Source organism: Aquimarina rhabdastrellae (assembly GCA_947387485.1).
Lineage (GTDB): Bacteria > Bacteroidota > Bacteroidia > Flavobacteriales > Flavobacteriaceae > Aquimarina.
Window position 1 is genome coordinate 119,061 of sequence record CANDNT010000005.1, and the last position, 26,358, is coordinate 145,418.

General features: G+C 30.7%; 21 protein-coding genes. 15 read left to right on the top strand and 6 right to left on the bottom strand.

Annotated elements, in window-relative coordinates:
* Positions 1 to 107: 107 nt before the first annotated feature.
* Complete coding sequence (truA, locus tag ACYEKI_RS10295; protein WP_459211105.1) at positions 108 to 866, top strand: tRNA pseudouridine(38-40) synthase TruA; 759 nt, start codon at positions 108 to 110, stop codon at positions 864 to 866.
* Complete coding sequence (locus tag ACYEKI_RS10300; RefSeq protein ID WP_459211106.1) at positions 859 to 2,631, top strand: ABC transporter ATP-binding protein; 1,773 nt, start codon at positions 859 to 861, stop codon at positions 2,629 to 2,631. The genes truA and ACYEKI_RS10300 overlap by 8 nt, the downstream gene beginning before the upstream one ends.
* 15 nt (positions 2,632 to 2,646) lie before the next feature.
* On the opposite strand, the gene ACYEKI_RS10305 is transcribed toward ACYEKI_RS10300, so the two are convergent.
* From ACYEKI_RS10305 to ACYEKI_RS10320, 4 genes are read right to left on the bottom strand one after another with little or no spacing between them, the layout of a single operon-like run.
* Positions 2,647 to 3,435, bottom strand: coding sequence for a DUF3667 domain-containing protein (locus ACYEKI_RS10305; protein ID WP_459211107.1), 789 nt, complete (start codon positions 3,433 to 3,435; stop codon positions 2,647 to 2,649).
* Positions 3,435 to 4,211 carry a diadenylate cyclase gene (locus ACYEKI_RS10310; RefSeq protein WP_459211108.1) on the bottom strand — a complete coding sequence of 259 codons (777 nt, stop codon included), beginning with the start codon at positions 4,209 to 4,211 and terminating at the stop codon, positions 3,435 to 3,437. The genes ACYEKI_RS10305 and ACYEKI_RS10310 overlap by 1 nt, the downstream gene beginning before the upstream one ends.
* Positions 4,212 to 4,265: 54 nt before the next feature.
* Positions 4,266 to 5,096 (bottom strand): dihydropteroate synthase, encoded by an 831-nt coding sequence (gene folP, locus ACYEKI_RS10315; protein WP_459211109.1) that lies wholly within the window; start codon positions 5,094 to 5,096, stop codon positions 4,266 to 4,268.
* Between the two features lie 2 nt (positions 5,097 to 5,098).
* On the bottom strand, positions 5,099 to 5,335 hold the full coding sequence (locus ACYEKI_RS10320; RefSeq protein WP_459211110.1) for a hypothetical protein: 237 nt from the start codon (positions 5,333 to 5,335) through the stop codon (positions 5,099 to 5,101).
* Positions 5,336 to 5,395: 60 nt separating this feature from the next.
* Here ACYEKI_RS10320 and ACYEKI_RS10325 point away from each other — a divergent pair, with 60 nt between their 5' ends.
* The 7 genes from ACYEKI_RS10325 (at position 5,396) to ACYEKI_RS10355 (ending at position 11,755) form a co-directional block, all read left to right on the top strand.
* Positions 5,396 to 5,944, top strand: a complete 549-nt coding sequence (locus ACYEKI_RS10325; RefSeq protein WP_459211111.1) for a DUF1599 domain-containing protein — start codon at positions 5,396 to 5,398, stop codon at positions 5,942 to 5,944.
* A 100-nt stretch (positions 5,945 to 6,044) separates the two neighbouring features.
* Positions 6,045 to 7,145: a BT_3928 family protein gene (locus ACYEKI_RS10330; RefSeq protein WP_459211112.1), complete on the top strand. Its 1,101-nt coding sequence runs from the start codon at positions 6,045 to 6,047 to the stop codon at positions 7,143 to 7,145.
* Positions 7,146 to 7,155: 10 nt separating this feature from the next.
* Positions 7,156 to 8,238 (top strand): ABC transporter permease, encoded by a 1,083-nt coding sequence (locus tag ACYEKI_RS10335; RefSeq protein WP_459211113.1) that lies wholly within the window; start codon positions 7,156 to 7,158, stop codon positions 8,236 to 8,238.
* A gap of 30 nt (positions 8,239 to 8,268) precedes the next feature.
* The gene (tpiA, locus tag ACYEKI_RS10340; RefSeq protein WP_459211114.1) at positions 8,269 to 9,021 is read left to right on the top strand and encodes a triose-phosphate isomerase; all 753 of its coding nucleotides are present in this window, start codon (positions 8,269 to 8,271) and stop codon (positions 9,019 to 9,021) included.
* 148 nt (positions 9,022 to 9,169) lie between these two features.
* On the top strand, positions 9,170 to 10,009 hold the full coding sequence (prmA, locus tag ACYEKI_RS10345) for a 50S ribosomal protein L11 methyltransferase (RefSeq protein ID WP_459211115.1): 840 nt from the start codon (positions 9,170 to 9,172) through the stop codon (positions 10,007 to 10,009).
* Between the two features lie 86 nt (positions 10,010 to 10,095).
* Positions 10,096 to 10,371: an ATP-dependent Clp protease adaptor ClpS gene (locus tag ACYEKI_RS10350; RefSeq protein WP_459211116.1), complete on the top strand. Its 276-nt coding sequence runs from the start codon at positions 10,096 to 10,098 to the stop codon at positions 10,369 to 10,371.
* Positions 10,372 to 10,912: 541 nt separating this feature from the next.
* Complete coding sequence (locus tag ACYEKI_RS10355; RefSeq protein ID WP_459211117.1) at positions 10,913 to 11,755, top strand: M57 family metalloprotease; 843 nt, start codon at positions 10,913 to 10,915, stop codon at positions 11,753 to 11,755.
* Between the two features lie 102 nt (positions 11,756 to 11,857).
* Here the strand turns inward: ACYEKI_RS10355 and ACYEKI_RS10360 are convergent, their stop codons facing one another.
* Complete coding sequence (locus ACYEKI_RS10360) at positions 11,858 to 12,088, bottom strand: ferredoxin (protein ID WP_459211118.1); 231 nt, start codon at positions 12,086 to 12,088, stop codon at positions 11,858 to 11,860.
* A gap of 4 nt (positions 12,089 to 12,092) precedes the next feature.
* The gene (locus ACYEKI_RS10365; RefSeq protein ID WP_459211119.1) at positions 12,093 to 13,334 is read right to left on the bottom strand and encodes a peptidase U32 family protein; all 1,242 of its coding nucleotides are present in this window, start codon (positions 13,332 to 13,334) and stop codon (positions 12,093 to 12,095) included.
* Between the two features lie 502 nt (positions 13,335 to 13,836).
* Here ACYEKI_RS10365 and ACYEKI_RS10370 point away from each other — a divergent pair.
* From ACYEKI_RS10370 to ACYEKI_RS10395, 6 genes are all read left to right on the top strand, one after another.
* The gene (locus ACYEKI_RS10370; RefSeq protein WP_459211120.1) at positions 13,837 to 14,316 is read left to right on the top strand and encodes a hypothetical protein; all 480 of its coding nucleotides are present in this window, start codon (positions 13,837 to 13,839) and stop codon (positions 14,314 to 14,316) included.
* 150 nt (positions 14,317 to 14,466) lie between these two features.
* Positions 14,467 to 16,173 carry a tetratricopeptide repeat-containing sensor histidine kinase gene (locus tag ACYEKI_RS10375; RefSeq protein WP_459211121.1) on the top strand — a complete coding sequence of 569 codons (1,707 nt, stop codon included), beginning with the start codon at positions 14,467 to 14,469 and terminating at the stop codon, positions 16,171 to 16,173.
* Positions 16,166 to 16,912: a LytR/AlgR family response regulator transcription factor gene (locus tag ACYEKI_RS10380; protein ID WP_459211122.1), complete on the top strand. Its 747-nt coding sequence runs from the start codon at positions 16,166 to 16,168 to the stop codon at positions 16,910 to 16,912. Before ACYEKI_RS10375 ends, ACYEKI_RS10380 begins: the two co-directional genes overlap by 8 nt.
* Positions 16,913 to 17,146: 234 nt before the next feature.
* Positions 17,147 to 18,001: a glycoside hydrolase family 18 protein gene (locus ACYEKI_RS10385; RefSeq protein ID WP_459211123.1), complete on the top strand. Its 855-nt coding sequence runs from the start codon at positions 17,147 to 17,149 to the stop codon at positions 17,999 to 18,001.
* A 79-nt stretch (positions 18,002 to 18,080) separates the two neighbouring features.
* Positions 18,081 to 20,198 carry an alkyl/aryl-sulfatase gene (locus tag ACYEKI_RS10390; RefSeq protein ID WP_459211124.1) on the top strand — a complete coding sequence of 706 codons (2,118 nt, stop codon included), beginning with the start codon at positions 18,081 to 18,083 and terminating at the stop codon, positions 20,196 to 20,198.
* 341 nt (positions 20,199 to 20,539) lie between these two features.
* Positions 20,540 to 26,356, top strand: coding sequence for a hypothetical protein (locus tag ACYEKI_RS10395; RefSeq protein WP_459211125.1), 5,817 nt, complete (start codon positions 20,540 to 20,542; stop codon positions 26,354 to 26,356).
* Positions 26,357 to 26,358 lie beyond the last annotated feature (2 nt).

Genomic DNA, 26,358 nt, shown 5'->3' on the forward strand with positions numbered 1-26,358 from the left:
TAATAGTGTCGATAACGATATAAATAAACAATAAAAAAAGTGTAAATAAATAATGCTTAATTAACCCTATCTTTGTACTCGATTTTGAGCAAAAATACCATATTAGATTGAGATATTTTATAGAACTTTCATATAATGGAACGCCTTATCATGGATGGCAAATTCAACCCAATGCGATCTCTGTTCAAGAAGTTATTGAAAAAGCGTTAGGTACATTATTGAGAACCACAATGACTATTGTTGGTGCTGGGCGAACAGATACAGGAGTGCATGCTAAACAGATTATGGCTCATTTTGATGTAGCACAAGAATTAGACGAAGCACAAATGAGGTATAAACTAAATTCTATACTACCTCCAGCAATAGCAATTCATAAAGTATATCGAGTACAAGATGAGGCACATGCACGTTTTGATGCTACGAGTAGAGCTTATGAGTATCATATTACATTAGCAAAGAATCCTTTCTTGACAGAGAGTGCATATTATATGAAAAGAGCAAGCTTAGATATCTCAAAGATGAATGAAGCTGCTAAATTGTTGTTAAACTATACCAATTTTAAATGCTTTAGTAAATCAAAAACAGATGTAAAAACGTATAATTGTACTATCACAGAAGCTTATTGGGAGCAACGTGGAGATCATTTGGTTTTTACTATAGCGGCCAATCGTTTTTTGCGTAATATGGTAAGAGCTGTAGTAGGAACGTTACTCGAAGTGGGGCAAGGAAAAATGGCTGTCGAAGAAATTCACGAAGTAATCAAAAGTGAAGATAGAGGTAAAGCAGGATGCTCTGTACCTGCACATGGATTATATTTAATAAAAGTGGATTATCCACAATCAATACGATACAACATAAATGGCTGAAAAAAGCAGAAGTGCATTTGATTTTAAATTATTTAGAAGACTGATTGGATATGCTAATGTATATCGATTAACTTTTTATTTTGTTGCCATAGGAGCAATATTATTATCTGCTTTTGGAGTACTTAGACCATACCTGTTACAACAAGCGATAGATAAAACTATAGTAGTAAAAGATGGATCACAATTGAGCTTTTACATCATTTTAATGATAAGTGCATTAATGATAGAAGTGATTGTTCAGTTCTTATTTATTTATAATGCAAACAAGTTAGGACAAGATGTAATACGTGATATACGTGTTAAGCTTTTTGATCATATGTTGGCTTTTAGAATGAAGTATTACGATACTTCTGCAGTAGGTAGGTTAGTAACAAGAGCTGTAAGTGATATAGAAACTATAGCAAGTATTTTTAGTCAAGGGTTGTTTATGATTATAAGCGATTTACTAAAAATGGTAGTCATCTTAGGATTCATGTTATATCAAAGTTGGCAGTTGACGTTATTGGTTTTTGTAGTATTACCATTAGTATTATATGCAACGAGAGTATTTCAGAAAAAGATGAAAGCTGCTTTTGAAGAAGTTCGAACTCAAGTTTCTAACCTCAATTCTTTTGTTCAAGAACGTATAACTGGAATGAAAATCGTTCAGCTATTTACAAGAGAAGATTCAGAGTATGAAAAATTTAAGGCAATTAATGACAAACATAAAAAAGGATGGATAAAAACTGTATGGTATAACTCTATCTTTTTTCCTATAGCCGAGATGTCTAGTTCGATAACTATAGGATTAGTAGTGTGGTTTGGAGGATTGCAAGCAGCACAAGGAGACGGAGTTACTCTAGGAACCGTGATTGCTTTTATTGAATTGTCACAAATGCTATTTAGACCATTAAGACAAATAGCAGATAAGTTTAATACATTACAAATGGGAATGATTGCTGCAGGTCGTGTATTTGATGTATTAGATACCGAATCTAGAATTGAAGATAAAGGAGAAACTATACTACAACAAATTGATGGGGCTATTGGTTTTGAAAATGTGAGATTTGGCTATAAAGATGATGAAGAGGTACTTAAAGGAATTTCATTTAATGTAGAAAAAGGACAAACAGTAGCAATAGTAGGAGCTACAGGAGCAGGGAAATCTACTATTATTAATTTATTAAATCGCTTTTACGAAATTAATAGTGGAGTTATTACTATTGATAATACAGATATTAAATCGATAAAATTAGCTTCGTTACGCAGTCATATAGCATTAGTACTTCAAGATGTATTTTTATTTGCAGATACGATTTTTAATAATATTACATTAAAGAAATCAGAGATCACTGAAGCACAGGTGCGCAAAGCAGCCAAAGATATCGGGATACATGATTTTATTATGAGCCTTCCTGGAGGATATCAATATAATGTAAAAGAAAGAGGTGCTATGTTATCTTCTGGACAACGACAATTGATTTCATTCTTGAGAGCTTATGTAACCAATCCTAGTATCTTAATTCTTGATGAAGCAACATCTTCAGTAGATTCACATAGTGAGCAATTAATTCAAAAAGCTACAGATAAAATAACTGAAGGAAGAACTTCTATTGTCATAGCACACCGTCTAGCAACAATAAAACAAGCAGATCGTATTATTGTGATGGATCAAGGTCAAATAGTAGAACAAGGAAACCATCAAGAACTACTTAAGCTTCAAAATGGGTACTATAAAAACTTATACGAAGTACAGTTTGCTAGTGTCGAAAATATAGATCGATAAAAAAAAGACTCAGTTTTATTTAGTTGGAGTAGGAGGTAAGGTATCTGTAATAAACATTAGTATTGCTGCACCAATAGATGCTATGATAAATAAAAAGAGTAAAATGACTAAGAATAATAGTGTTTTTAGAATAATTTGTTTTGTAGATAATTTAAATAACCTTTTTAAAACATAGGAGTGGTAGATGATATATAAGAGTATTTGAGCATATAATGTAATTAACAATGAATTAAAACTTCCAGCAAAAATACCGAACGCACCTATCAAACTCAAAACAGAAGCTATATGAGAATAAGAATATAGATAAATGATAATATGTTCTGTAAAATTATACTTTTTATAATTGTGAAAAACAACCATGGATATAAGCGCTAGAATAGGTATGGAAAGCGAAGATAACAATGCTTGATAGTCTGAAGAGAAATTAAATACAGAGTTGTTAAATGTAGCATTAGGATCTCCTTCAGAGGATAACGGTGTAATAGAAAACTTCCTTAATACAAAAATATAAAACCCAGCAATTGTTAATGATAGTGCAAAATAGCTAAAAGCGTTGAGGTATCGTTTTCTAAGTCCATTGATATATCCATCAATAACATTTTCTGGTGCAATCCATAAATCTCTAAAAGTTCTAAAAAAAGAATTATCGATATTAAAAAAACGTTCAATAGATTCATTTAATACCTTTTTTAAAGTAATACGTTCTGTAATTATTTTTGCACCACAAGTACTACAATAATTATGATCAGAAGTTAAGTATTCATTACAATTTTTACAACGCTTAAAAGTAATAGGAGGAGACATTATGAAAGATCTTGTTTTAGTTTTTCGATTAAATCATCAGAGGATTTATACATGACAAATTCTCCATTTTTGATATAAGAGATTTGTCCAGTTTCTTCACTTACTACAAGAGCTAAGGCATCTGTTTTTTCTGTAATACCTATAGCAGCTCTATGACGTAATCCAAAACGCAAGGGGATAGCACGATCATTAGATACAGGTAGAATAACTCTAGTAGCGACAATAGTATTATTTTCGATAACCATAGCGCCATCATGCAAGGTGCTATTTTTAAAAAAGATGCTTTCGATTATTGGTGAATTGACCTTTATGTCCATAGAATCACCTGTAGTCTTTATAAAATCTAAAGGCGTATTGCGTTTAAGGATGATTAACGCTCCAGTATAAGTACTTCCCATAGTGAGACAAGCTTGAATAATCGAGTTTACATCATAATCAATATCTTTAGGGATATCTCGCATCCATTTTAATTGACGTAAAAACTTGCGGCGTCTCCCAAAATTTGTAGAACCAATCATCAATAAGAACTTTCTGATTTCTTGTTGAAAAACGACGATAAGAGCAAACATTCCAACACCTATAAATTCGCCTAGCACACTACTCAGCATTTCCATAGCTAAGAATTGTGTCAATTTCCAGACGAGATAGATAATAACAATACCAATAAAAATATGGATAGCAGCAGTTCCTTTAACTAGTTTATAGACATAGTACAGTAATACTGCTACTAATGTAATATCTAAAACATCTAATATTCTAAGGTTGATTAAATCCAAATGACAAGGTCTTTACTGTAAAAATAGAAAAATAAAAATACCTACAACTTATGATTATGCCTTTTGCATGGCAGCGATCAAAGAAATACATTCTATGGCTTCTTTTACATCATGAACTCTAAGAATAGAAGCACCTTTTAATAGCGCGATAGTGTTAAGAACACTGGTGCCATTTAAAGCTTCTTTAGGTGAAATAGCTAAGGTTTTATAAATCATAGATTTTCTAGAAACACCAGCTAATACAGGAACATCTTGTATAGCCAATAGATCCATATCTTGAAGTAATTTAAAATTTTGATCAGTGTCCTTAGCAAAGCCAAAACCTGGATCAATAATTAAGTCGTGAATACCTAGAGCCCTCGCTTGTGCAATTTTCTTTGAAAAATAAAACTGTATCTCTTTAATCATATTTTCATAAGAAGTAAGCGATTTCATAGTTTGTGGCGTACCTCTCATATGCATCATTATGTAAGGTACATTATGTTGTGCCACTATAGCCATCATTTGAGAATCTAGAGAACCAGCAGAAATATCATTAATCAAAGCAGCACCAACTTGAATACATTCATGAGCTACGTCACTTCTAAACGTATCTATAGACACAATAGCTTCGGGAAAAGAACTAAGGATTTTGGTTAAAATTGGTAAGATTCTCTTTTTCTCTTCATCAATAGAGATATCTTGAGCTCCTGGTCTAGATGAATAAGCACCTATATCTATAAAAGTAGCACCATGAGAAATCATAGTTTCAACTTGATTCAATATTTGGATTTCATCCTTATATTTTCCGCCATCATAAAAAGAATCAGGAGTAAGATTTAAAACCCCCATAACCTTGGGAGAAGAAATGTCTATAAGAGTTCCTTTACAATTTATAGTTTTCATATTTAAAATCCTTTGATTTTATTATAACCAGTACGCAATAAAAAGAATGCACCAACCCAATAAGCGAGATAGAAGAATACTTTAGTAATACTTTTTGTAAAGAGATCACCATTAAAACGTCTAGAAAAGGCTTTCCCTATATCAGAAAAAGCATCTAATAGGCTAGGAAATAAAACGATATTTAATATGATAACAGCAATTCCTAAAATAAGGACTACAATCCCTGTTGTTTTATTCATTGAAATATATTAGTAGAATTAATAAAAATCATCGAAATTTACACAAAAATTAATTGATTCATGCAAGATACTTCACAACAATACGATGCTATTGTAACAACATGTCGTGAACTGTATAGTAATAAAATGAAAGATTATGGAAGTGCTTGGCGAATATTGAGATTGCCATCGCTTACAGATCAGATATTTATAAAAGCACAGCGTATTCGTAGCTTACAAGAGAATGAAATACGTAAAGTGGATGAAGGAGAACGATCAGAGTTTATAGGTATTGTAAATTACAGTATCATGGCTCTAATTCAGTTAGAAAAAGGTGTTGTAGATCAACCAGATATTGACGTCGAAGAAGCAGTAGCGTTGTATGACAAACATATTGGTATTACCAAAGAGTTAATGATGAAAAAAAATCACGATTATGGCGAAGCGTGGCGTGATATGAGAATTAGCTCTCTTACAGATTTGATTTTACAAAAGCTTTTAAGAGTTAAACAAATAGAAGATAACAAAGGGAAAACTTTGGTGAGTGAAGGAATAGATGCAAATTATCAAGACATGATAAACTATGCCATATTTGCATTAATTAAAATGGGAGAAGCAGAAATAGCATAAAACTTCGTCCACTAAAAAAATGTTAAAACTAACTTCAATGGAGAAAAAAGAAAGTTTCTTCTTGTAAATTGTCACCATTACCATAAAAATTGATAAGAAAATGAAAGTATTAGTTGGATTTTCAAGAATCTTTGTAGGAATATTATTCTTGATTTCAGGATTTATAAAACTTAATGACCCACTAGGGTTCTCTTATAAACTTCAAGAATATTTTAGTGAAGGAGTTTTAAATCTTGAATTTTTAATTCCTTTTGCATTATTACTTTCAGTTTTTATTGTGGTATTTGAGGTTATAGTAGGGATTATGCTGTTGATAGGATATTTGCCTAAATTTACAGTATGGTCATTGCTACTCATGATAGGATTCTTTACCTTTTTGACGTTCTATTCGGCTTATTTTAATAAAGTAACAGATTGTGGATGTTTTGGTGATGCTATGCCATTAACACCTTGGCAGTCATTTACCAAAGATGTTATTTTATTGATTTTTATTTTAATCCTTTTTGTAGGAAGAAAATATATTAATCCTATTTTTCCTGTAACATCACATAAGTGGATCATCTTTGTAAGCTTTTCGGCATGTTTAGCTTTTGCTTATCATGTATTGATGCATTTACCAGCAATAGATTTTAGAGCATATAAAGAAGGCGTTAATATTAATGAAGGAATGCAGGTGCCAGAAGGAGCACCAGAGGCTAAGTTTGAATACCAATGGAAATTTGAACTTAACGGAGAAGAAGAAATAATTACAACTACAGGAGATTATCCTAAAGTATCGGCAGATTTTAACTTTATTAGCGTTGAGACTAAAATGTTAGAAGAAGGATACATTCCGCCAATTCATGATTTTGCAATAGAAAAAGATAATGTAGATCATACAGCAGACTTCTTAAAAAAAGATAAATTAATCATGTTGATTATGTATAATTTATCTAAGTCAGAAATAGAAGGATTACAAGGACTGTCTGATGTGGTTAATAAAGCAAAAGCAAATGGATATGAAGTTATCGCTTTGACAGCATCAATTGGAGATGCTATTCAAAAAGTAAAAGCAAATCACAATATCAATGTAGATTTCTATACTTGTGACGAGACCGCATTGAAAACTATAATAAGATCAAACCCAGGAATTGTAAAATTGAATAAAGGAACAATTATTCAAAAATTACATTGGAACGATAAAGACGATCTTAAACTATAATTATAACAATATGATATACTACTTCCTTAATAAATTAGGCTATGTAATACTAACGTTATGGGGAGTAGTAACTGTTATATTTTTACTATTTACCTTATTGCCAGGAGATCCAGCACAAATGATGTTGGGACAAAATGAGAGTGAAGAACAATTAGCTATTATAAATCAAAAATATGGTTTTGATAAGCCATTATTAAAGCAATATCAATATTATATTAATGATGTTTCTCCTGTTTCATTTCACAGTACAAATCCATCTGATTTTACATATTTAAAAGAAGGCAAATATACAGCTCAACCTCTTTTTAAAATAGGTTCGATTCAAGTGGTTCTCAAGTATCCATATTTGAGAGAATCGTTTCAAAAAAACGGAAAAAAAGTAAGTACTGTAATACAAGAAACTTTGCCTAATACAATAGTTTTGGCAGTTTCGGCAATTTGTATTGCGATGCTTTTAGGTGTTTTCTTAGGAATTATTAGCGCTTTAGCCAAAGATCAATGGGTAGATAAACTAATTCAATTAGTAAGTACAATTGGGATGAGTGTTCCATCATTTTTTAGTGCAATTTTATTTGCATGGCTTTTTGGTTATGTATTACACAAATACACGCATTTAAATATGACTGGAAGCTTATATGGAATGGATGATTTTGGAGAAGGAATACATTTGCAGTGGAAGAATATCATTTTACCAGCAGTTGTATTAGGAATCAGACCTCTTGCGGTAGTGACACAATTAATGAGAAATTCGCTATTAGAAGTATTAGCCCAAGATTATATTCGTACAGCAAAAGCCAAAGGGTTAAGTATGTTTCAGATTATTAAAAATCACGGAATCAAAAATGCATTAAACCCAGTAGTAACTGCAATTTCTGGATGGTTTGCTTCAATGTTAGCAGGAGCTGTATTTGTAGAGTATATTTTTGGATGGAATGGATTAGGAAAAGAAATTGTGGATGCATTAAATACATTGGATTTTCCTATTATAATGGGAGCAGTGCTGATAATAGCAGTAATGTTTATCATGATTAATATCTTTGTTGATCTTATTTATGGATGGTTAGATCCAAGAGTGAAAACATTTGAACAATAGAAACCAAACTAAGAACTAAATATAAATTTAATGAGAAGAAGAATTGTAGCAGGTAATTGGAAAATGAATAACAATCTTTCTGATTCTACAACTTTATTAGAAGACTTAAAGACTCAAGATTTTAAAGATGAAAATGTTGAGGTATTTGTTGCTCCTTCATACACAAATTTGGCTTTAGCAGGAACTTTGCTTAAAGACTCAGCTATAAAAGTAGCAGCTCAAAACATGCATCAAAATGATGGTGGAGCCTTTACAGGAGAAGTATCTGCAACGATGTTAAAAAGTGTGGATGTTTCAACAGTAATTCTAGGACACAGTGAGCGTAGAGCATATTTTAATGAGACTGATAGTTTATTGGCAGAAAAAGTAAATGCAGCATTAAAAAATGATATGCAAGTGATTTTCTGCTTTGGAGAAGAATTAGAAGATCGTAAAAGTGAAGCGCATTTTAAAGTAGTAGAAGACCAACTTAAAAACGGACTTTTTCACATAGAAAAAGAAGTATGGAAGAATATTATCTTAGCATACGAACCAGTATGGGCTATAGGTACAGGAGAAACAGCATCTCCAGAACAAGCACAAGAGATGCATGCATATGTAAGAAATACAATTAAGGCAACTTATGGAGAAGAAATAGCAGCAGATGTTTCTATTTTATATGGAGGTAGTGTAAAACCAGCAAACGCTTCAGAGATTTTTGCAAAACCAGATGTAGATGGAGGATTGATAGGTGGAGCAGCATTAGATGCAACAAGCTTTGCTGCAATTGCTAATGCTTTTTAAGATTAAAGAGTTTTAATACTAAGACAAAAGGAAGTATATGATATACTTCCTTTTTTTATATATAATTGTGAAGCAAAACTAAATTTTAGAAAGTAATGTTGAGGTGAAAAAAGTATAAGGTGTACCTTTGCAAGCAAATAAAAAGAGCATGTCAGCAAATACTATATATATAGGATATAATTTTACAGTAACACCTGTTCAACCAGCTACAGAAATATTAATAGCAGAATTAGGAAATGCAGGCTTCGAAAGCTTTGTAGAAAATGAAACAGGAGTACAAGCTTATATTCAGAAAGAATTGTGGAATGAAAGTATTTTGGAAGATATTTTTATTCTTGATTCAGAGGAGTTCACCATAACTTTTACTTTTGAAGAAATAGAGCAAGTAAACTGGAATGAAGAATGGGAGAAGAATTTTTCTCCTATATCTGTAGATGGTAGATGTAGTGTGAGAGCTCCTTTTCATGAAAAGAATGATGACCAATACGATATTGTTATAGAACCTAAGATGTCTTTTGGAACAGGACATCATGAAACTACACATATGATGATTCAGCATCTTTTAGATCATGAATTAAAAGATAAAAAAGTATTGGATATGGGATGTGGAACAGGAGTTCTGGCTATTTTGTCAGAAATGAAAGGTGCACAACCCATAGATGCAATAGATATAGACAATTGGTGTTACCTTAATACACAAGAAAATATCGAACGTAATAATTGCCATCATATTACAGCTATACAAGGAGATGCTTCCATATTGAAAGGAAGAAACTACGATGTGATTATAGCGAATATCAATAGAAATATACTACTAAATGATATGAAACAATATGCCTCATGCTTAGGTGCAAATGGAGATTTATTTTTAAGTGGATTCTATATAGAAGATTTAGAAATTATAAAAGAAAGTTGTGCTAATAATGGTTTGACCTATGTAAAACATTTTATTAGAAATAACTGGGTAGCAGCATATTTTAAAAAATAATAAAAAGAGGAATTTACGTTATGTATATACGGTATTAGTATAACTGTTTGTAATTCTTATATTTGTAAAAATAAAGTTCTTAAAATATGAGTACACAAGAAGAAGTGTTAGAAGAAGTATTGGAGAAGGTTGTAGAACAGAAAAACAATGAGATTGTGTTATATAACGATGATGTAAATACATTTGACCATGTTATAGAAACATTAATATACACTTGTGAACATACCCCACTTCAAGCAGAACAATGTGCACTGATTGTTCATTATAATGGAAAATGTACAGTAAAAACAGGTCCTTATAAAGAATTAAAACCTAGATGTTCTAAATTATTAGAAGCAGGATTAAGTGCTGAAATAGTATAGGTTATATTTTAAACCAATATAAAAAAAACGCTAAATGAAAAATCTCATTTAGCGTTTTTTTTGTATATAATTCTGTTTAATATGATATATAAGTTTATTTATTGATGTAAATAAAAGATTACAATTATGATAAAATTTTATAAGAATTAAATACAATTAACATAAGTAAGAAAAAGACTACTAGTGTGATTGTTTTTTACTAAATATAGAATTTTTAAAAACTCTCATAATCCTATAAGATAAGTAGGTTTATAAGGGGTTAGAGGATATCTAAAGGATGTTTTTTATCGAAAAAATGTGTTTTGTTGAAGATGATGTATATTTACTTATTGATGGTTTTACATGAAATTAATTTATGGTTTTACCGTATTTATGAAGAATAGTTTAAAAAATTAACGTTTTTTAGTAAAAAAATTATATCTTCACCATGTTGAAATTTAAAGTTCAAAGCTGATTTTTAACAACAAATATAGACGAAGTAAGCCCTAACTAAGCTTACTATATATAGTCATTAATAACTACACAAACTCAACTTATTAAAATGAAAAAGATAAAAGTATTAGCACTTGGTGCTCTTTTAGCTGGATTCTCTATTTCTTGTCAAAAAGATGCAGTTACAGCAGACAATCAAGAATTAACCAAAGAAGTATCACAAGAAATCTTAAGTAAATTATCATCTGTAGGAGTTGATCCTACAGGCGCTAAGTATGACGTAATGGTATTACCAGGAGGTGAAACTAGAGAGGTTATAAGTGTTAGCGATTTAAACTTCGCTGTCGATGAATTAAAAAAGATGGCTGACTTAGCGGTAATGGAAGACGGATTGAATAGACAATACCGTACAACAAACTTGGTTTCTAGTTCAAGAAGAACTATTGATATTTTAGGATTTACAGGATCAGGTAACGCTTTAACAAGCAAAATGAGAACAGCTTTACAGTGGGCTGTTAACAATTATAACAGAATAAATACAACACTGAATTTTAGATTAACATTCGGGACGAATCATACAGACTCTAGTATTGACATGGTTGTTTATAACAATAACCGTTCTGGAGGTGGAGGAAGCGCTGGTTTCCCTACTAGTGCAGGAGCTCCTCATAAATACATTCAAATTAACGCTGGAACAGACAGCTTTAATACAAATGTTGTAGAGCATGTAATGACTCACGAAATTGGACACTCTATTGGTTTACGTCACACAGATTATTTTAATAGAAACTGTGACGGAATCAATGAAGGAGACGGAGGAGTAGGAGCAATCCATATTCCAGGAACTCCAACTGGAATTGATTCTAGTTCTATTATGATCTCTTGCTTCAGCGGAAATGAAGACGGAGAATTTAATGGAAATGATGTTACTGCTTTAGAATACCTATATTAAGATATAGCCTAATAGCATAACATTTTAGTATAAGCTTTGAATTTTAAACGAAACAAGAAGAGCCACTTTAAAGTGGCTCTTTTATATTTTGAATAGTATTTTTTATAGCAATTTTGTTGTGATAATTTTTACGGGGCACGCTTTTGCAGCTTGATCACATTCTTCATAAATAGCATTATCTGGAGATTTTAAAGTATAAAATCCCTTTTTTTCTACAGCATGTAATAGAACAGATTTACCGTCTTTTTTTGACATTCTAAAATGCTCTGGAGCTAACTCAACACAATAATTACATCCAATACATTTATTACGTTGTAAAGTAACAACAACCATAAAGTTAGTTTTTTACAATTTTGTATAATTTATCTGATAAGCGAATTCTAAAGTCTAACGGAATTGTACAAGAATCACCTTTTTGGGCTGTAGCTAGCGATTCATCATTTACTAACATTTCTTTTAACTCAAGCTCTTTTACACCAGTAGTTGGTCCAGTAATTAAGATCGTATCACCTATAGAAAGATCATAAGCTTCAATTTTAAATTCAGCGATTTGAGATTTAGGGAAATAATGTTGTCCTTTTCCTATATATACTTTCTTTTGAGTAGCTTTTGAACCGTCAACAGCACTCCATTCCCCAAGCTTTTGACCTAGATAGTAACCACTCCAGAATCCACGATTATAAACTTTTTTAAGTTCGGTCATCCAATCGGTAACTTTTTCTTTGGTAAAAGAATCATCATAATAAGCATCAATAGCTTCTCTATAAGTACGAATTACTTTGGCAACATATTCAGGAGCACGACCTCTACCTTCAATTTTAAGAACTTTAATACCTGTGTCAATCACTTGATCTAGGAAATCCAAAGTACACAAATCTTTAGGAGACATCATATATTCGTTATCCAATTCGATTTCAAAACCACTATCTTGATCAATAACAGTGTATTTTTTTCTACAGTTTTGTTTACAAGCACCTCGATTTGCAGAAGAATTATGAGAATGTAAGCTTAAATAACATTTACCAGAAACGGCCATACATAAAGCACCATGTCCAAAAATTTCTATTTCGACTAAATTTCCAGAAGGTCCTTTAATTTGTTCTTTTTCGATTTGATCAACTATAGTTTTTACTTGACGCAAACTTAATTCCCTACTCAAAACCATAGTATCTGCAAATAGCGCATAGAACTTAACTGTTTCAATATTAGTAATATTAATTTGAGTAGAAATATGAATTTCCAACCCAATTTGTCTAGCATATGATATTACAGCTTGATCCATGGCAATTACGGCAGTGATTTCGGCTTTTTTTGCTGTATCAAGAATCGTTTTAATCACCGATAAATCATGATCATAAATAATAGTATTTAAAGTAAGATAGGTACGTATATTTTTAGGTTTACAACGCTGAGTGATCTCAGCTAAATCATCAATAGTAAAATTCATGCTAGCTCTAGCACGCATATTAAGTTGATCTACACCAAAATAAACAGAATCTGCTCCATTATCAATTGCAGCCTGCAAAGATTCAAAATTTCCGGCTGGAGCCATAAGCTCAATTTTCCCTGTTGTTGTCATAATCCAAAAATAAATTGCAAAAGTGTAGAGATCTATGAAGCTAAAAAATGACAATTATCAGTTTTAAAGAATAAATAGTAGTGAAAAGGCTGATTTTGAGAAGATATTGAGATAGAAAGTTAAGTGATAGAATAGTATTAAATAAAGTTGAAAAAATATGTTATTGAGTAAAAATTAAGGTTAAGCATTATTAAGATTACGGTTAAAAAATACACTGTTTTTTAAAAAGAAAAGAATGACGTAATTGATAGATATACCGTTTATTACGACGGATATTTTGATAAAAATAAATTATCAAAAATTAATAGATTAACTAGGAAAAAGTCTTTAAAAAAAATTAAATTTATAATATAGAATGTCAATCTAATTTATTAAAAATTATAAAATATAAGACTACTTAGTGCCCAGTATGATTAATAATTTTTAATTCAATCAGTACAGTACATTTTTTATCTCCCCCACCATAATAGCATAACATATTAACCATTTAACAAATACTTATATGACAACGAGTACATGTAATATTATACTTCCGCCTGGAAATATATTAAATACACCAGTTTTGCTTAAATCTGCAGGGAAGATAAGTTTTACAAATAATCCAGAACAACCTCTTTTACCTCATGTAGAAGCGTATAGAAATAAAGATGAATCTATAGCGATTAGGGCGTTAGTATTTATCAATTCTTCCGCTGAAAATCCTGAACTTAAAATATCCCAATTATTTTCGATAAACAGTTCAGGAAAAGGGCAACTACAGTTTTTTATTCATTGTGATGTAGAAGAAATAGAGCGATTGATGAGTGAGAATACAAAAGGCGAATATTATGCCTATACAGTAGAATTTACAACTCAAGACACCTATAATTTTCCTTATGGTATTGGTTTAGAACATATAGAAGTTGTACAAACGTTTTTATGGAATATAGATCCAAAAACTTCAAGAGGTACAGAGACTGTTGTACAAACTACAGATGATTAATTTTTGAGTGTTTTTCTGTTTTCATTTAGATCAAAATAACACATAGAAGAATGCTTCTATAAAATGATTAATGCTCATGGGAAAAGAAACTAAAAACTTCTATACTATGAGCATTATTCTATTATATAATAATTAAAAATATAGCGCTTAATGCCTTTTATAAAAACATTTTTGTTTATCATATGTTTTGGACTTTCATTTCAAATACAATTACAAATAAAAGAAGAAAGAAATACTACAGCTAGTGATGTTCTAATAGAAGTTGATAGTAGTAAAGCCGAGCAGTTTTTTATCGAAAAAAACTGGGATTCTACAATAGTGTATACAGCCAAAGTATTGACTATAGCTAAAAAACAAAATGTATTAGATCGTTTTCATTATATAAGAGGATTTAGTTTTATGAAAAAACGATTATATGATGAAGCTGAAAATGAATATAGTCACGTATCAAAAGATTTTAGTTCCTATTATAGAATCATACGTAATTTGGGAGGAATAGCTTTGGAACAAAATAAATATAAAGAAGCTATTTGTTATTTTGAATCATTAAGAGATTATCCTAATTATAAACTTATAAAGAGTTCTGTACTTCACGATCTAGGCTTATCATATTTTCATCTTGCAAAGTTTAAAGCAGCAGAAAAATACTTATTAGAAAGTAATACGTTACAAGAAAAAGAACAAGATACCTCATTGTTAATTGGTTCGTATACAGATATTGCAAATTTATATTATGAACAGTATAAAGACGATTTAGCGATTCCGTATTTTGAAAAAGCATATCAGTTATCAAAGAAAATAAAGAGTTTTAAATTAAAAAGGAAAACATCTTTAAACATGGCTGTGGTCGAGGAGAACAGAAAGGATTTAAAAAAAGCATTGGTATATAGAAAAGAGTATGAAAAATGGAAAGATTCTTTAAACGATCAAAGTAAAGTTTGGGCTATTGCACAAATAGAAAAGAGGCATGCTGTAGATCAAAAACAAAAACATATAAAAATACTTAAGTCAGAAAATGAAATAAAGGTAATACAACGTAATGGATTTATTTTTTCATCGGTAATATTGCTATTATTTCTAAGTGCAGGAATTTATTTTTATGATCAAAAGAACAAAAACAATAAGATTATTCTTGCTCAAAAAGAAGAATTAGACGGGTTAAATGCTACAAAAGATAAGTTGTTTTCTATTATTAGTCATGATTTACGCTCGTCTGTAAATGTCCTACAAAAAGGAAATACAAAACTTTTAAAAGATATTGATAAACAAAATTATACAGCAGTAAAAAAAACAGTACTCAAGAATTCTTCTATAGCAAATAGTACTTATAATTTATTAGAAAACTTATTGCAATGGGCAACTATACAAACACATAAATTATACTTTGCTATAGAATCGATTGATCTCTATACAGTGTTACAACAGTTAGAATATAATTATAAACCATTATTTGAAAACAAAAGTTTGATCTTTGAGAATAAGATACCTAAAGCAGTATTTGTTTTGGCAGACTTGGATTCACTTAAAATTATCATACGAAACCTATTAGATAATGCGATTAAGTTTTCTGAAGAAAACGATACGATATCCATATATACTTATGCAAAAAATGACAAACAATATTTGGTTATAGAAGATACGGGAATAGGGATGAGTCAAGAAACAAAAGAAGCATTACTTAAAGAAGGAACTCACCTCAATAAGAAAAAAGATCAAAAAGGAATAGGTACAGGTTTAGGAATTCAACTCTGTAAATCTATGATTAAAAAAAATAAGGGAGAACTTTTAATAGAAAGTAAAGAAGGAATTGGAACTAAAATGATTATTACACTCCCAAAATCACAACAGTATGGATAAGATAAATATACTGATAATAGAAGATACATCAGAAGATGCCCTAGAATTAAAAGAATTATTAGAAGATAATAATTACCATGTGGTAGCTATAGCAAGTACGTATCAAGAAGCACTAACCTTATTTTATCAATTGCCTATAGATCTTATTATAATAGATGTGTTTTTAAATGGAAATCCAGATGGTATCACTTTTGCCGAAACCATTTCAATTACGCCTAACATTCTTAAACCATTTGTATTTTTAACAAGCTCAAAGGATCGTCAAATTTTTGAAAGAGCAAAATTAACTAAGCCTTTTAGCTTTTTACTTAAACCATTTAATGAATTAGAAGTCTTATATGCTATCGAGATGGCAGTAGAAAAGTTTCATGGACAACTCAATGTGTTTTCAAGCGAAGATAAAGACACAGTTGTTAGTCAAGAATACTTATTTATAAAAAAGAAAAATGCTTTAAAAAAAGTAGAACTCTCAAGTATCATGTATATAGAAGTAGATGATCGTTATTGTCATATTGTGACCGAAAAAGAGAAGTTTATCATTCAGATTTCTTTAGGGAAAATCAATGACGTATTGAATAACCAGATTTTTATACGTACACATCGAAAATATATAGTGAATAGTAATGCTATAGAACAAATAGTATTAGCAGATAATCTTCTCTTATTAAAAGGAAATCATAAAGTAACCTTTAGTGGTAAGTATAAAGATCTCATTAAAAGTTTCCATGTGTTAAAGTAAAAAGTAACGCTAAATAATATTTAAAAACCTTCTCTATGAGAAGGTTTTTTTTATGTCTATATAATAACAATAAATCACCGTAATTCATTCACGAGTTATTTTCTAGCATTCACAACATAAAAACCATGATTGACCACATTTACCTAAAAATAACTGGCGTTTAAAGGTAATTTCATATCAAGATTTAATAATCAAATCACTAAAAAATCAAAAGTATTAACTAAACAAATTATTATGAAAAAAAGAGTAATAGGTTATTTCAACAATTGGATAACAGTAGAAGATGTGAAAAAAAAGTGTGAAGGATATACAGATATATTATTTTCTTTTTGGGTTAGTCCAAGTGAAATATCTGGTGCGGCAGAAGCTGTAGAAGAAGATCCTGAAATTATTGAGTTTTTAAAAGGTAATAATAAAAAATGTATTCTTGCTGCTGGAGGAGATACGATGAACCCTATAAATTATAGCGCATCAGACTATGGTATTCAGCTAGCTAATTATGCCATAGAAATGGGATATGATGGAGTAAACTTAGACATAGAACATATTCCAATGGATACAGCAGGAATAGCTTGGTTAACCGAAGTTACCATGGCTGTAAAATCCTTGAGTATTATACGAGAGTATGAGCTAGAAATTTCGCATGCACCACAAGCAACATATTTTAAAAATCGTGATGGTTATAGCGAAGTAGAAAGAAGAACACAGGGCATAATAGCATATTATAATATCCAATATTATAACCAAGGTACTTGGGGATATCAAGAGTATGAAACATATGAAACTATGTTTGAAAAAGAGTTCAATGATAATGGACAAATACTTCAAAATGCTACTGCAATACCTAGTATTATAGATCAAGGAATACCAGGAGAAAAGCTTATAGTAGGAAAACCTATCACGTATAACGATGCTTATAATACAGGTTATATTCCTGTAGAAAACTTACAAAGCATTTTAGAAAAAGCTAATAATGATTCAAGTTTTACTTATGGAGGCGTAATGGGATGGAAAATCGATAGTGATATTGATGGAGCATGGGGTAAAACCATGTCTGAAACTCTAGCACCACAGGCAGTAAAATTATAGTATAGAAAGCTTGTAGAAAAAGAGGGATTACTCTTTTTTCTACAAGCTGATCAACACAAATCAAATTTTTATTAGACTTATGAAATATCAAAATTACGTTCTAGGGGGATTAATTGTATTTGGAGTGCTGTTTTCATGTAAAGTAGAAAAACCAATAGCTGTTGAATACGAATTCAATGATGAACAAAAAGACGCTACAACATATACTACAGAAAAGCAAGAGGCTGTTAAAGAATACTTGAAATTTGATCCTGATGATATTACAAAATCAAATGATTATATAGCTGCTACAAAAGGAAACATAGATACTATATCTGTAGATTATATTCCAGATGAAGCAAATGCAGTATACAATACAAAAGAATATGATTTCCTTAAAAAAGAAGATGCAGCACCTACCTCTAACCCTAGTTTATGGAGGCAGAGTAGATTAAATAGAATAAATGGGTTATTCGAAGTTGTCGAAGGAGAAATCTATCAGGTTAGAGGTTTTGATTTGGCTAATATGACTTTAATTAAAGGAGAAACGGGGTGGATAGTGGTAGATCCATTAAGTTCGCCAGAAACGGCCAAAGCAGGATTGGACTTAGCTAATGAGAAATTTGGTAGACGAGATGTATCAGCTGTGATTTTTACGCATAGTCACCTAGATCATTTTGGAGGAATTAAAGGAGTAATGCAAAACTTTGGTAGAAAAGCAGTACCAATATATGCACCAAAAGGCTTTTTTGATGAAGCTGTAAGCGAAAATGTAATGGCAGGAAATACAATGGGAAGAAGAGCTTCGTATATGTATGGTAACATTTTGGATAAAAACCAAAAAGGAACTTTAGGTACAGGTTTAGGTCAAACTACATCTACAGGAATGGCAGGTATTATGAAAGAGACTCATATTATTGATTTTGATGTTAAGGAAGAAATTGATGTAGATGGATTAGGTATCAATTTTATATATACACCAGAAGCTGAGGCTCCAGCAGAAATGATGTTTTATATTCCAGATCATAAAGCATTTTGTCAAGCAGAAGAGATTAATCATACGTTACATAACTTATATACTTTACGAGGGGCAAAAGTAAGAAATGGACAAAAATGGAGTCAATATATAGATCAAGTAATACAAAAATGGGGAGACGAGGTTTTGTATTCATTTGGATCTCATCATTGGCCAACTTGGAATGAAGCAGGAGGAGAAAATAAAATCAAAAAATATTGGGAAAATCAAAGAGATTTATACCGTTTTATACATGATCAAACATTACGTCTTGCAAATAAAGGATATACCCCAATAGAGATAGCCGATACATTACAATTACCTACAGCTATTGATACGGTTTTTGCTAATCGAGGGTATTATGGTACAGTAAGTCATAATGCACGAGCGCAGTACCAATTGTATTTTGGATGGTTTGATGGTAACCCAGCGAATCTTAATAAACTACCACCAACAGAAGCAGGTGAAAATTATGTAGAGTTTATGGGAGGTATTGATCGTGTTTTGAGAAAATCGATTGATAAGTTTAAAGAAGGAGAATATCGTTTTGTTGCTGAGGTTTTAAACCATGTGGTTTTTGCAAAAGAAGCATTTACTACTCAGGAAGAAAAAGCATCTTATAAAAAAGCTAAATACCTATTAGCAGATACGTATGAACAATTAGGATATCAATCAGAATCAGGACCATGGCGAAACTTTTATTTATCAGGCGCAAAAGAGTTAAGAGCGATTAGAAAACCGGGAGCAGGAGAAGCTTCATTAGTAACAGCTAGTCCTGATATGGTTTCTGGAATGTCTAATGAGTTATTATTTAATTATATAGCTATGCGCTTTAATGGATTAAATGAAAATGCACAAACTATCTCAAGTAATTTTCAAATTATCTTTGAAAATCAGGGAAGAACGTCTGATGAAGTAGATGATAACCATGTAGCATTAATAGTAAAAAACGGAGTAGTCACTCCAAGAATAGGATACGATTTAAAAAGCAGTGAAATAACCGAAATAATTAAATTAACTAGAGAAGATTTAAATAATCTGATTATACAAGATAGAGAGTCAGGAAATATAACAACTATCGATGATATAATAACAATTACTGCAGTAAATGGAACAATTATAGAATATAACAATTCAAAATTTAAAGAATTTGTAGCTAACCTAGACCCATTCGATTTCTGGTTCAATATAGTGACTCCTTAGATTTGATTTTATGATTGAGTTGATTTGAATATTGTGTTCGTTATTAATGAACTATTTCAAGAAAAGCCTACATTAACAAATGTGGGCTTTTACTATTTTAATATTAGATGATGATTATAATTCTAGAGATATAGATATGGATGGTCATAAATTAGATAGCAATACCATAAAGAAGATTACTATAACTGAAGAGTGACAATTTTGTGCTAATAATTATACTCTGCCACTTTTTGACACCTTTGAATTACCTTTCTTGTAGCGGGTTGGGCTATTTTTGTAAGTATGCTCAAGGATTACAGTTTGTAGATTTTGTAATCTAAAAACCTATAATATTCTTTATTATGAAGAGAAACTTACTCGTTGCTTTTTGCTTAGTATTTAGTTGTTTTATTTGGGGACAAGAAACCTATGTTCCTGATGATAATTTTGAAAACTATCTTGAAACTCATGATATCAATGGTAATGTAGTTGCAATTGGAGATGCTACTAGTTTGGGTAACGGAATAGCAAATGATGATTATATTACTACTTCAAAAATAGTAGCAATTACTTCGTTAAATATTGCTTCAGAAATGATAGCAGATATTACAGGGATTGAGGATTTTGAAGGGTTAGAAGTCTTAGATTTTTCAAACAATGGAGTAGGGGATTTTGACCTGTCTAGCAATATAAACTTAAAAGAGTTGAACTGTGCTTCCAATGGAATAAGTAATATGGATATTTCGTCCAACATAAACTTAGAAATTCTCAATGCTTCAGATAATGGTTATACAAGTTTTGATGTAAGCACGAATAGTAAACTAAAGTTTTTGGATATATCCAATAGTGGAGCGACAACTTTAAATTTGGGTACTATAAGTGCTTTAGAAGAACTTCATCTTAGTCATAACCAGCTAACAACTTTAAATATTAGTAATCTAATTAATTTAGCTGTTTTAGACTGTGAAGCAAATTATAATTTAAACATTACAGACTTTAGTACACTTATTAACTTACGAAATTTAAATTGTACCGATACCAATTTAAGAAGCCTCGATTTATCACATAACCTGTTATTAGAAACAGTATCACTTAATAACTTGTCAGGATTTGATATTGATCTTTCTAGTAATACAGCATTGACTAGCATTTCTGCTATGAATAGTGATTTGACTAGTCTTAATGTCAAAAATGGAAATAATGTAAATATTATTTCGTTTGATGCACGCTTTAATCAGTTTAGTTGTATTCAGGTAGATGATCCTACAGCTAGTTATTTAAATACATGGAGAAAAGATAATACAACAACATTTAATCTAGATTGTAGTGAGACCAATATACCAGATCTTGATTTTGAGTACTATCTAGAACATCATGATGCAAATGGAAATATGGTGACTGTTGGTAGTCCAAATAGTTTAGGAAATGGAAAGATAGATGATGGATATGTGTTGACGTCTAGAATTGCGGGAGTCACTTCATTAAATATAGCCGAATTAAGTATAGGGGAACTAATCGGAATAGAAGATTTTACAGCTTTAGAAATATTAGATGTATCTAGAAATAATTTTAATGATATAGATGTTTCGAGTTTATCGAATTTGAAGGAATTATATTGTCATAATGTGTTTGTACCCATTATTGATGTATCGTCTAATCTTAATTTGGAAAAGTTAATTATAAATGAAGCTAACTGTACACAACTAACATTGGGTGAAAATACAGCATTGAAAGAGTTAAATATTAATACTAATTCAATTACAGCACTAGATATAACAGATTTAACTGCATTAGAAATTTTTAATGCTGCTAATAACTACAGACTAGAGATTACAGATTTTAGTAGTTTAACAAATCTAAAAAACCTAAATTTTAATGATACAGGTATAAGAAGTTTAGATGTGTCTTCTAATACAGGATTAGAAGTGCTATCAATCAATAATGTAACAGGCTTTGATGTAGACCTTTCTGCTAATACAGCCTTGACGAGTTTCTCTGCAAATGAAAGTGATTTAAGTAGCATAAATATTAAGAACGGGAATAACACTAACATTACTTATTTTGATGCTCGTTTAAATAGTCTCACTTTGAGTTGTATCCAAGTAGATGACCCTAATGCAAGTTATTTAAACACATGGTTAAAAGATGCTAATGTAAGCTTCAGTTTAGATTGTAGAGAAACTAATGTTCCCGATGATAATTTTGAAAATTATCTCGAAACTCATGACGCAGATGGTAATACAGTGGTCATTGGAGATGTAACAAGTATGGGTAATGGTATAGCTAATGATAATAAGGTATATACTTCGAGAATAGAAAATGTAGTGGATCTTAATATTTCTAACTTAGGGATTACTGATGTGACTGGTATATCGGGATTTAAAGCTATACAGAAATTAAGGTGTAATGATAATAATTTAACGAGTTTAGATCTTTCAGAAAACTTGGCTTTAGAGAATTTAGATTGTTATAAGAATAATTTATCTTCTATAAACATTTCGCAGAATAGAGCACTGACTATTATTCAATGTTTTAGAAATGAGCTAACAACATTAGATGTTAGTAATAATATAGCTTTAACAAGAATAGATGTGTTTAGAAATCAATTATCTGTATTGGATATTTCTAATAATACAGAACTTACTTCTTTAAGTTGTGCTAGAAATCAAATAGGAAATCTAGATTTATCCAATAATTCAAAGTTAGAACGATTGAGTTGTTACGATAATAATTTAACGAGTTTGGATACAACAAACCTACCAGCATTAACCAATTTGGACTGTGTAGAAAATGACATAACAAGTTTAGATCTTTCTCAAAACCCAGAATTACAATATTTACAAGTTTATGAAAACCAGTTGACAAGTTTGGATGTAAGTAAAAATGTAAAGTTAATTGAATTGTATGCTGAGTATAATGAGATTACAAGTTTAGATGTCTCAAAAAACACTGTTTTAAAAGATTTATCATGTTATTCAAATCAATTGACGTATCTCAATATGAGAAATGGAAATAATGTAAATCTAGATAGTCGTGATTTTGATATTACTGATAATCCAGGATTAACATGTGTTGCTGTCGATGATCCTACATATGCAACAACAACCTTTACAGATAAAGATTCACAAACAGTCTATAGTACATTTTGTAATACGATATATGTACCAGATGATATCTTTGAAGCATATCTTGAAACGCATAATTCGACTGGAGCGACGGTACCGGTTGGTGATCCTACAAGTATGGGTAATGGGATTGCAAACGATGATTATGTAGGAAGAGAACCTATTCTAAATATTACTTTTTTAAATATTTCGAATCAAAATATTGTCGATTTTACAGGTTTAGAGGCTTTTGAAAACCTAGAAGAGTTAAGGTGTTTTAATATCCCAATTACAGATTTAGATCTAAGAGCCAATACAAAATTGAAAGTAGTAGAAGCAAATAGTATGAATCTAAATACTATAAATGTAACAGGATTAACTAATTTGACTGCACTTAGAATAAATACCAATAACTTGACCAATCTTGATGTTTCTACAAATCTGGCTTTAGAAAACCTAAGTTTATCATATAACTCACTAACAGCAATCAATATAAGTAATAATATAGCATTAAGAGACTTGAGAATAGTTGATAATGGTCTTATTACTCTCGATGTATCAAATAATAGTAACCTTGTTAGCTTATATTGTAGTGAAAATGCATTAATGGCATTAGATGTAAGTAATAATTCAATGTTAGAAACTTTGAGTTGTGGAGGAAATCAAATAACATCAATAGATGTAAGTATGCTTACTAATATAACTGACTTATTTATTGATGATACGCCTACGCTTACTGCGCTAGATGTATCTAGTAATCTAAATCTTGAAGATATAGGAGTAAATAATACAGCTATAGCACTTTTGGATTTAACAAATAATACAAAATTAATTGAAGCGTATATTAATGATACAGCTATAACTACATTAGATTTTAGTAACAGTCCAGATATCGAATATATTGAGTGTAGGAACAATGAGTTAACTACATTAAATATAAAAAATGGAAATAATAGCAGATCAATAGAATTGTATGCTACAGGGAATCCAAATTTAACCTGTGTTGAGGTTGATGACCCTACAGCATCGTATTTAAGTTCTTGGGAAATAGATCCTACGGCAAGCTTTGCAGAATACTGCGAGTTAACTTATGTACCTAATGATAATTTTGAAGCCTTATTAGAAGCAAGAGGTTTAGGAAATGGAATTGACAATGACGATTATGTTTATACAGGCTTAATTTCTGTAGAAACATCACTAATCATTCAAGATCAAAATATAACTGATGTTACAGGAATTGAAGATTTTGAATCTCTTGAATTATTATTGTTACGTAGATCCAATGTCGCTAGTATAGATTTGTCTCAAAATACTAAACTAACACACTTAAACCTTACTGATAATAATCTAACAACTATTGATCTCGCAAATAATATTATGCTAGAAGAATTATATATAGATAACAATACATTGGGAGCTATAGATATTTCTTCATTAACGGCATTAACAACATTAGGTGCTTCGAATACGGGGATTAATACTTTGGATATTTCAAATAACTCAGTTATAAGAGTATTAGCTCTTAATGATAATCAATTAACTAGGTTAGATGTTTCTGCATATCCAAATATAACTCAAGTAAGAGTCGCAAATAACCAATTAGAATCTTTAAATGTAGCAAATGGAACTAATACTGGTTTTACGTGGTTTGATGCTTCTGGTAACTCGAATTTGACCTGTATAAAAGTGGATGATATAAATGGAGATTTTAGTTTATGGACAAAAGATGATATTGCTACTTATGCCCAGTATTGTGAATTGACCTATGTGCCAGATGATAATTTTGAAAACTATTTAGAAACACATGATACTTCAGGAAATGTTGTAAGTATAGGAGATGCCACTAGCTTAGGAAATGGAATTGCTAATGATGATCAAGTTGCTACCTTAAAAATAGAAACGGTAACTACATTAAATATTGAAAGTCAAAGTATAGCAGATCTTACAGGTATAGCCGATTTTATCGCACTAGAATCTCTTAATTGTGACTATAATGACTTAACTACTTTAGGCATAACACACAATACTAACTTAAAGATTTTAAATGCGGCAGAGAATGATTTTACAACAATAGATTTAACACCTAATACCTCACTTGAAGAAGTAAACTTAAGATCAAATAAGATAACTAGTTTACTAATTGATAACAATCCTAATTTAAAAGAATTAAATGTAGGTAAAAATCGATTAACAACATTAGATGTAACGTCGTGTATACAAATAGAAGAACTTGTAGTACATCAAAACCTATTAACAACACTAGATGTTAGAAATGGAAACAATAATTTGATCACTAATTTCTTTGCATTGTATAATCCAGATTTGAGTTGTATAAAAGTAGATAACCCATCAGCAGGATATTTAGCAAGTTGGGAAAAAGATGACACAGCTAGTTTTAGTGAAAATTGTGAACTAACGGTAGAACCTTATGTGTATTTACAAGGGGCGTATATCAACCCTAATAGTGGAGAAGAGCATTTAATGAGAGATGATTTAAGAATAGCAGGGTTGATACCTACAACATCTCCATATACAGATGCGCTTACTTGTGATACTAGTGTATTTAATACAGAAGGGAATACAGCTGTAGTAGATTGGATTGAAATGCAATTGAGAGACAAGAATGATCCTTCGATAATTATTGAAGCAAAGTCAGCATTTTTATTACGAAATGGGGCTATCGTAGCGGTAGATGGAATCTCTAAGGTGACTTTTACGGCAGAAGAAGGAGACTATTTTATAGCAATACAGCATAGAAATCATTTACCAATAATAACAAATGAAGCAAAGACTATTGATTTTTCAGCAGCATTTACTTTAAACCTTAATGATGACCCTTTAAAAATAAGAGGAGGGACTAATGCAGTTATGGCTATGGAAAATGGTGTTTTTGCTATGATTGGTGGAGATTATAATAAAAATGGTCAAATACAAAATTCAGATGTTATTTCAGTTATTCAATTATTAGGAGGAGCCGATTATAACTCTGGAGATCTAGATATGAATGGTCAAATTCAAAATACAGATATTAATAATATAATAAATCCAAACCTTGGGAAAGGACAGCAATTTTAAAA

Excerpts from the sequence above, each read along its gene's own strand:
- ACYEKI_RS10360 (WP_459211118.1), bottom strand. The coding sequence starts at position 12,088 with ATGGTTGTTGTTACTTTACAACGTAATAAATGTATTGGATGTAATTAT.
- ACYEKI_RS10395 (WP_459211125.1), top strand. The coding sequence starts at position 20,540 with ATGAAGAGAAACTTACTCGTTGCTTTTTGCTTAGTATTTAGTTGTTTT.
- ACYEKI_RS10320 (WP_459211110.1), bottom strand. The coding sequence starts at position 5,335 with ATGAATAAAACAACAGGGATTGTAGTCCTTATTTTAGGAATTGCTGTT.
- prmA (WP_459211115.1), top strand. The coding sequence starts at position 9,170 with ATGTCAGCAAATACTATATATATAGGATATAATTTTACAGTAACACCT.
- ACYEKI_RS10330 (WP_459211112.1), top strand. The coding sequence starts at position 6,045 with ATGAAAGTATTAGTTGGATTTTCAAGAATCTTTGTAGGAATATTATTC.
- ACYEKI_RS10365 (WP_459211119.1), bottom strand. The coding sequence starts at position 13,334 with ATGACAACAACAGGGAAAATTGAGCTTATGGCTCCAGCCGGAAATTTT.
- ACYEKI_RS10305 (WP_459211107.1), bottom strand. The coding sequence starts at position 3,435 with ATGTCTCCTCCTATTACTTTTAAGCGTTGTAAAAATTGTAATGAATAC.
- ACYEKI_RS10335 (WP_459211113.1), top strand. The coding sequence starts at position 7,156 with ATGATATACTACTTCCTTAATAAATTAGGCTATGTAATACTAACGTTA.
- ACYEKI_RS10385 (WP_459211123.1), top strand. The coding sequence starts at position 17,147 with ATGAAAAAAAGAGTAATAGGTTATTTCAACAATTGGATAACAGTAGAA.
- ACYEKI_RS10375 (WP_459211121.1), top strand. The coding sequence starts at position 14,467 with ATGCCTTTTATAAAAACATTTTTGTTTATCATATGTTTTGGACTTTCA.
- ACYEKI_RS10350 (WP_459211116.1), top strand. The coding sequence starts at position 10,096 with ATGAGTACACAAGAAGAAGTGTTAGAAGAAGTATTGGAGAAGGTTGTA.
- ACYEKI_RS10325 (WP_459211111.1), top strand. The coding sequence starts at position 5,396 with ATGCAAGATACTTCACAACAATACGATGCTATTGTAACAACATGTCGT.
- tpiA (WP_459211114.1), top strand. The coding sequence starts at position 8,269 with ATGAGAAGAAGAATTGTAGCAGGTAATTGGAAAATGAATAACAATCTT.
- ACYEKI_RS10370 (WP_459211120.1), top strand. The coding sequence starts at position 13,837 with ATGACAACGAGTACATGTAATATTATACTTCCGCCTGGAAATATATTA.
- ACYEKI_RS10390 (WP_459211124.1), top strand. The coding sequence starts at position 18,081 with ATGAAATATCAAAATTACGTTCTAGGGGGATTAATTGTATTTGGAGTG.
- ACYEKI_RS10300 (WP_459211106.1), top strand. The coding sequence starts at position 859 with ATGGCTGAAAAAAGCAGAAGTGCATTTGATTTTAAATTATTTAGAAGA.
- ACYEKI_RS10355 (WP_459211117.1), top strand. The coding sequence starts at position 10,913 with ATGAAAAAGATAAAAGTATTAGCACTTGGTGCTCTTTTAGCTGGATTC.
- folP (WP_459211109.1), bottom strand. The coding sequence starts at position 5,096 with ATGAAAACTATAAATTGTAAAGGAACTCTTATAGACATTTCTTCTCCC.
- ACYEKI_RS10380 (WP_459211122.1), top strand. The coding sequence starts at position 16,166 with ATGGATAAGATAAATATACTGATAATAGAAGATACATCAGAAGATGCC.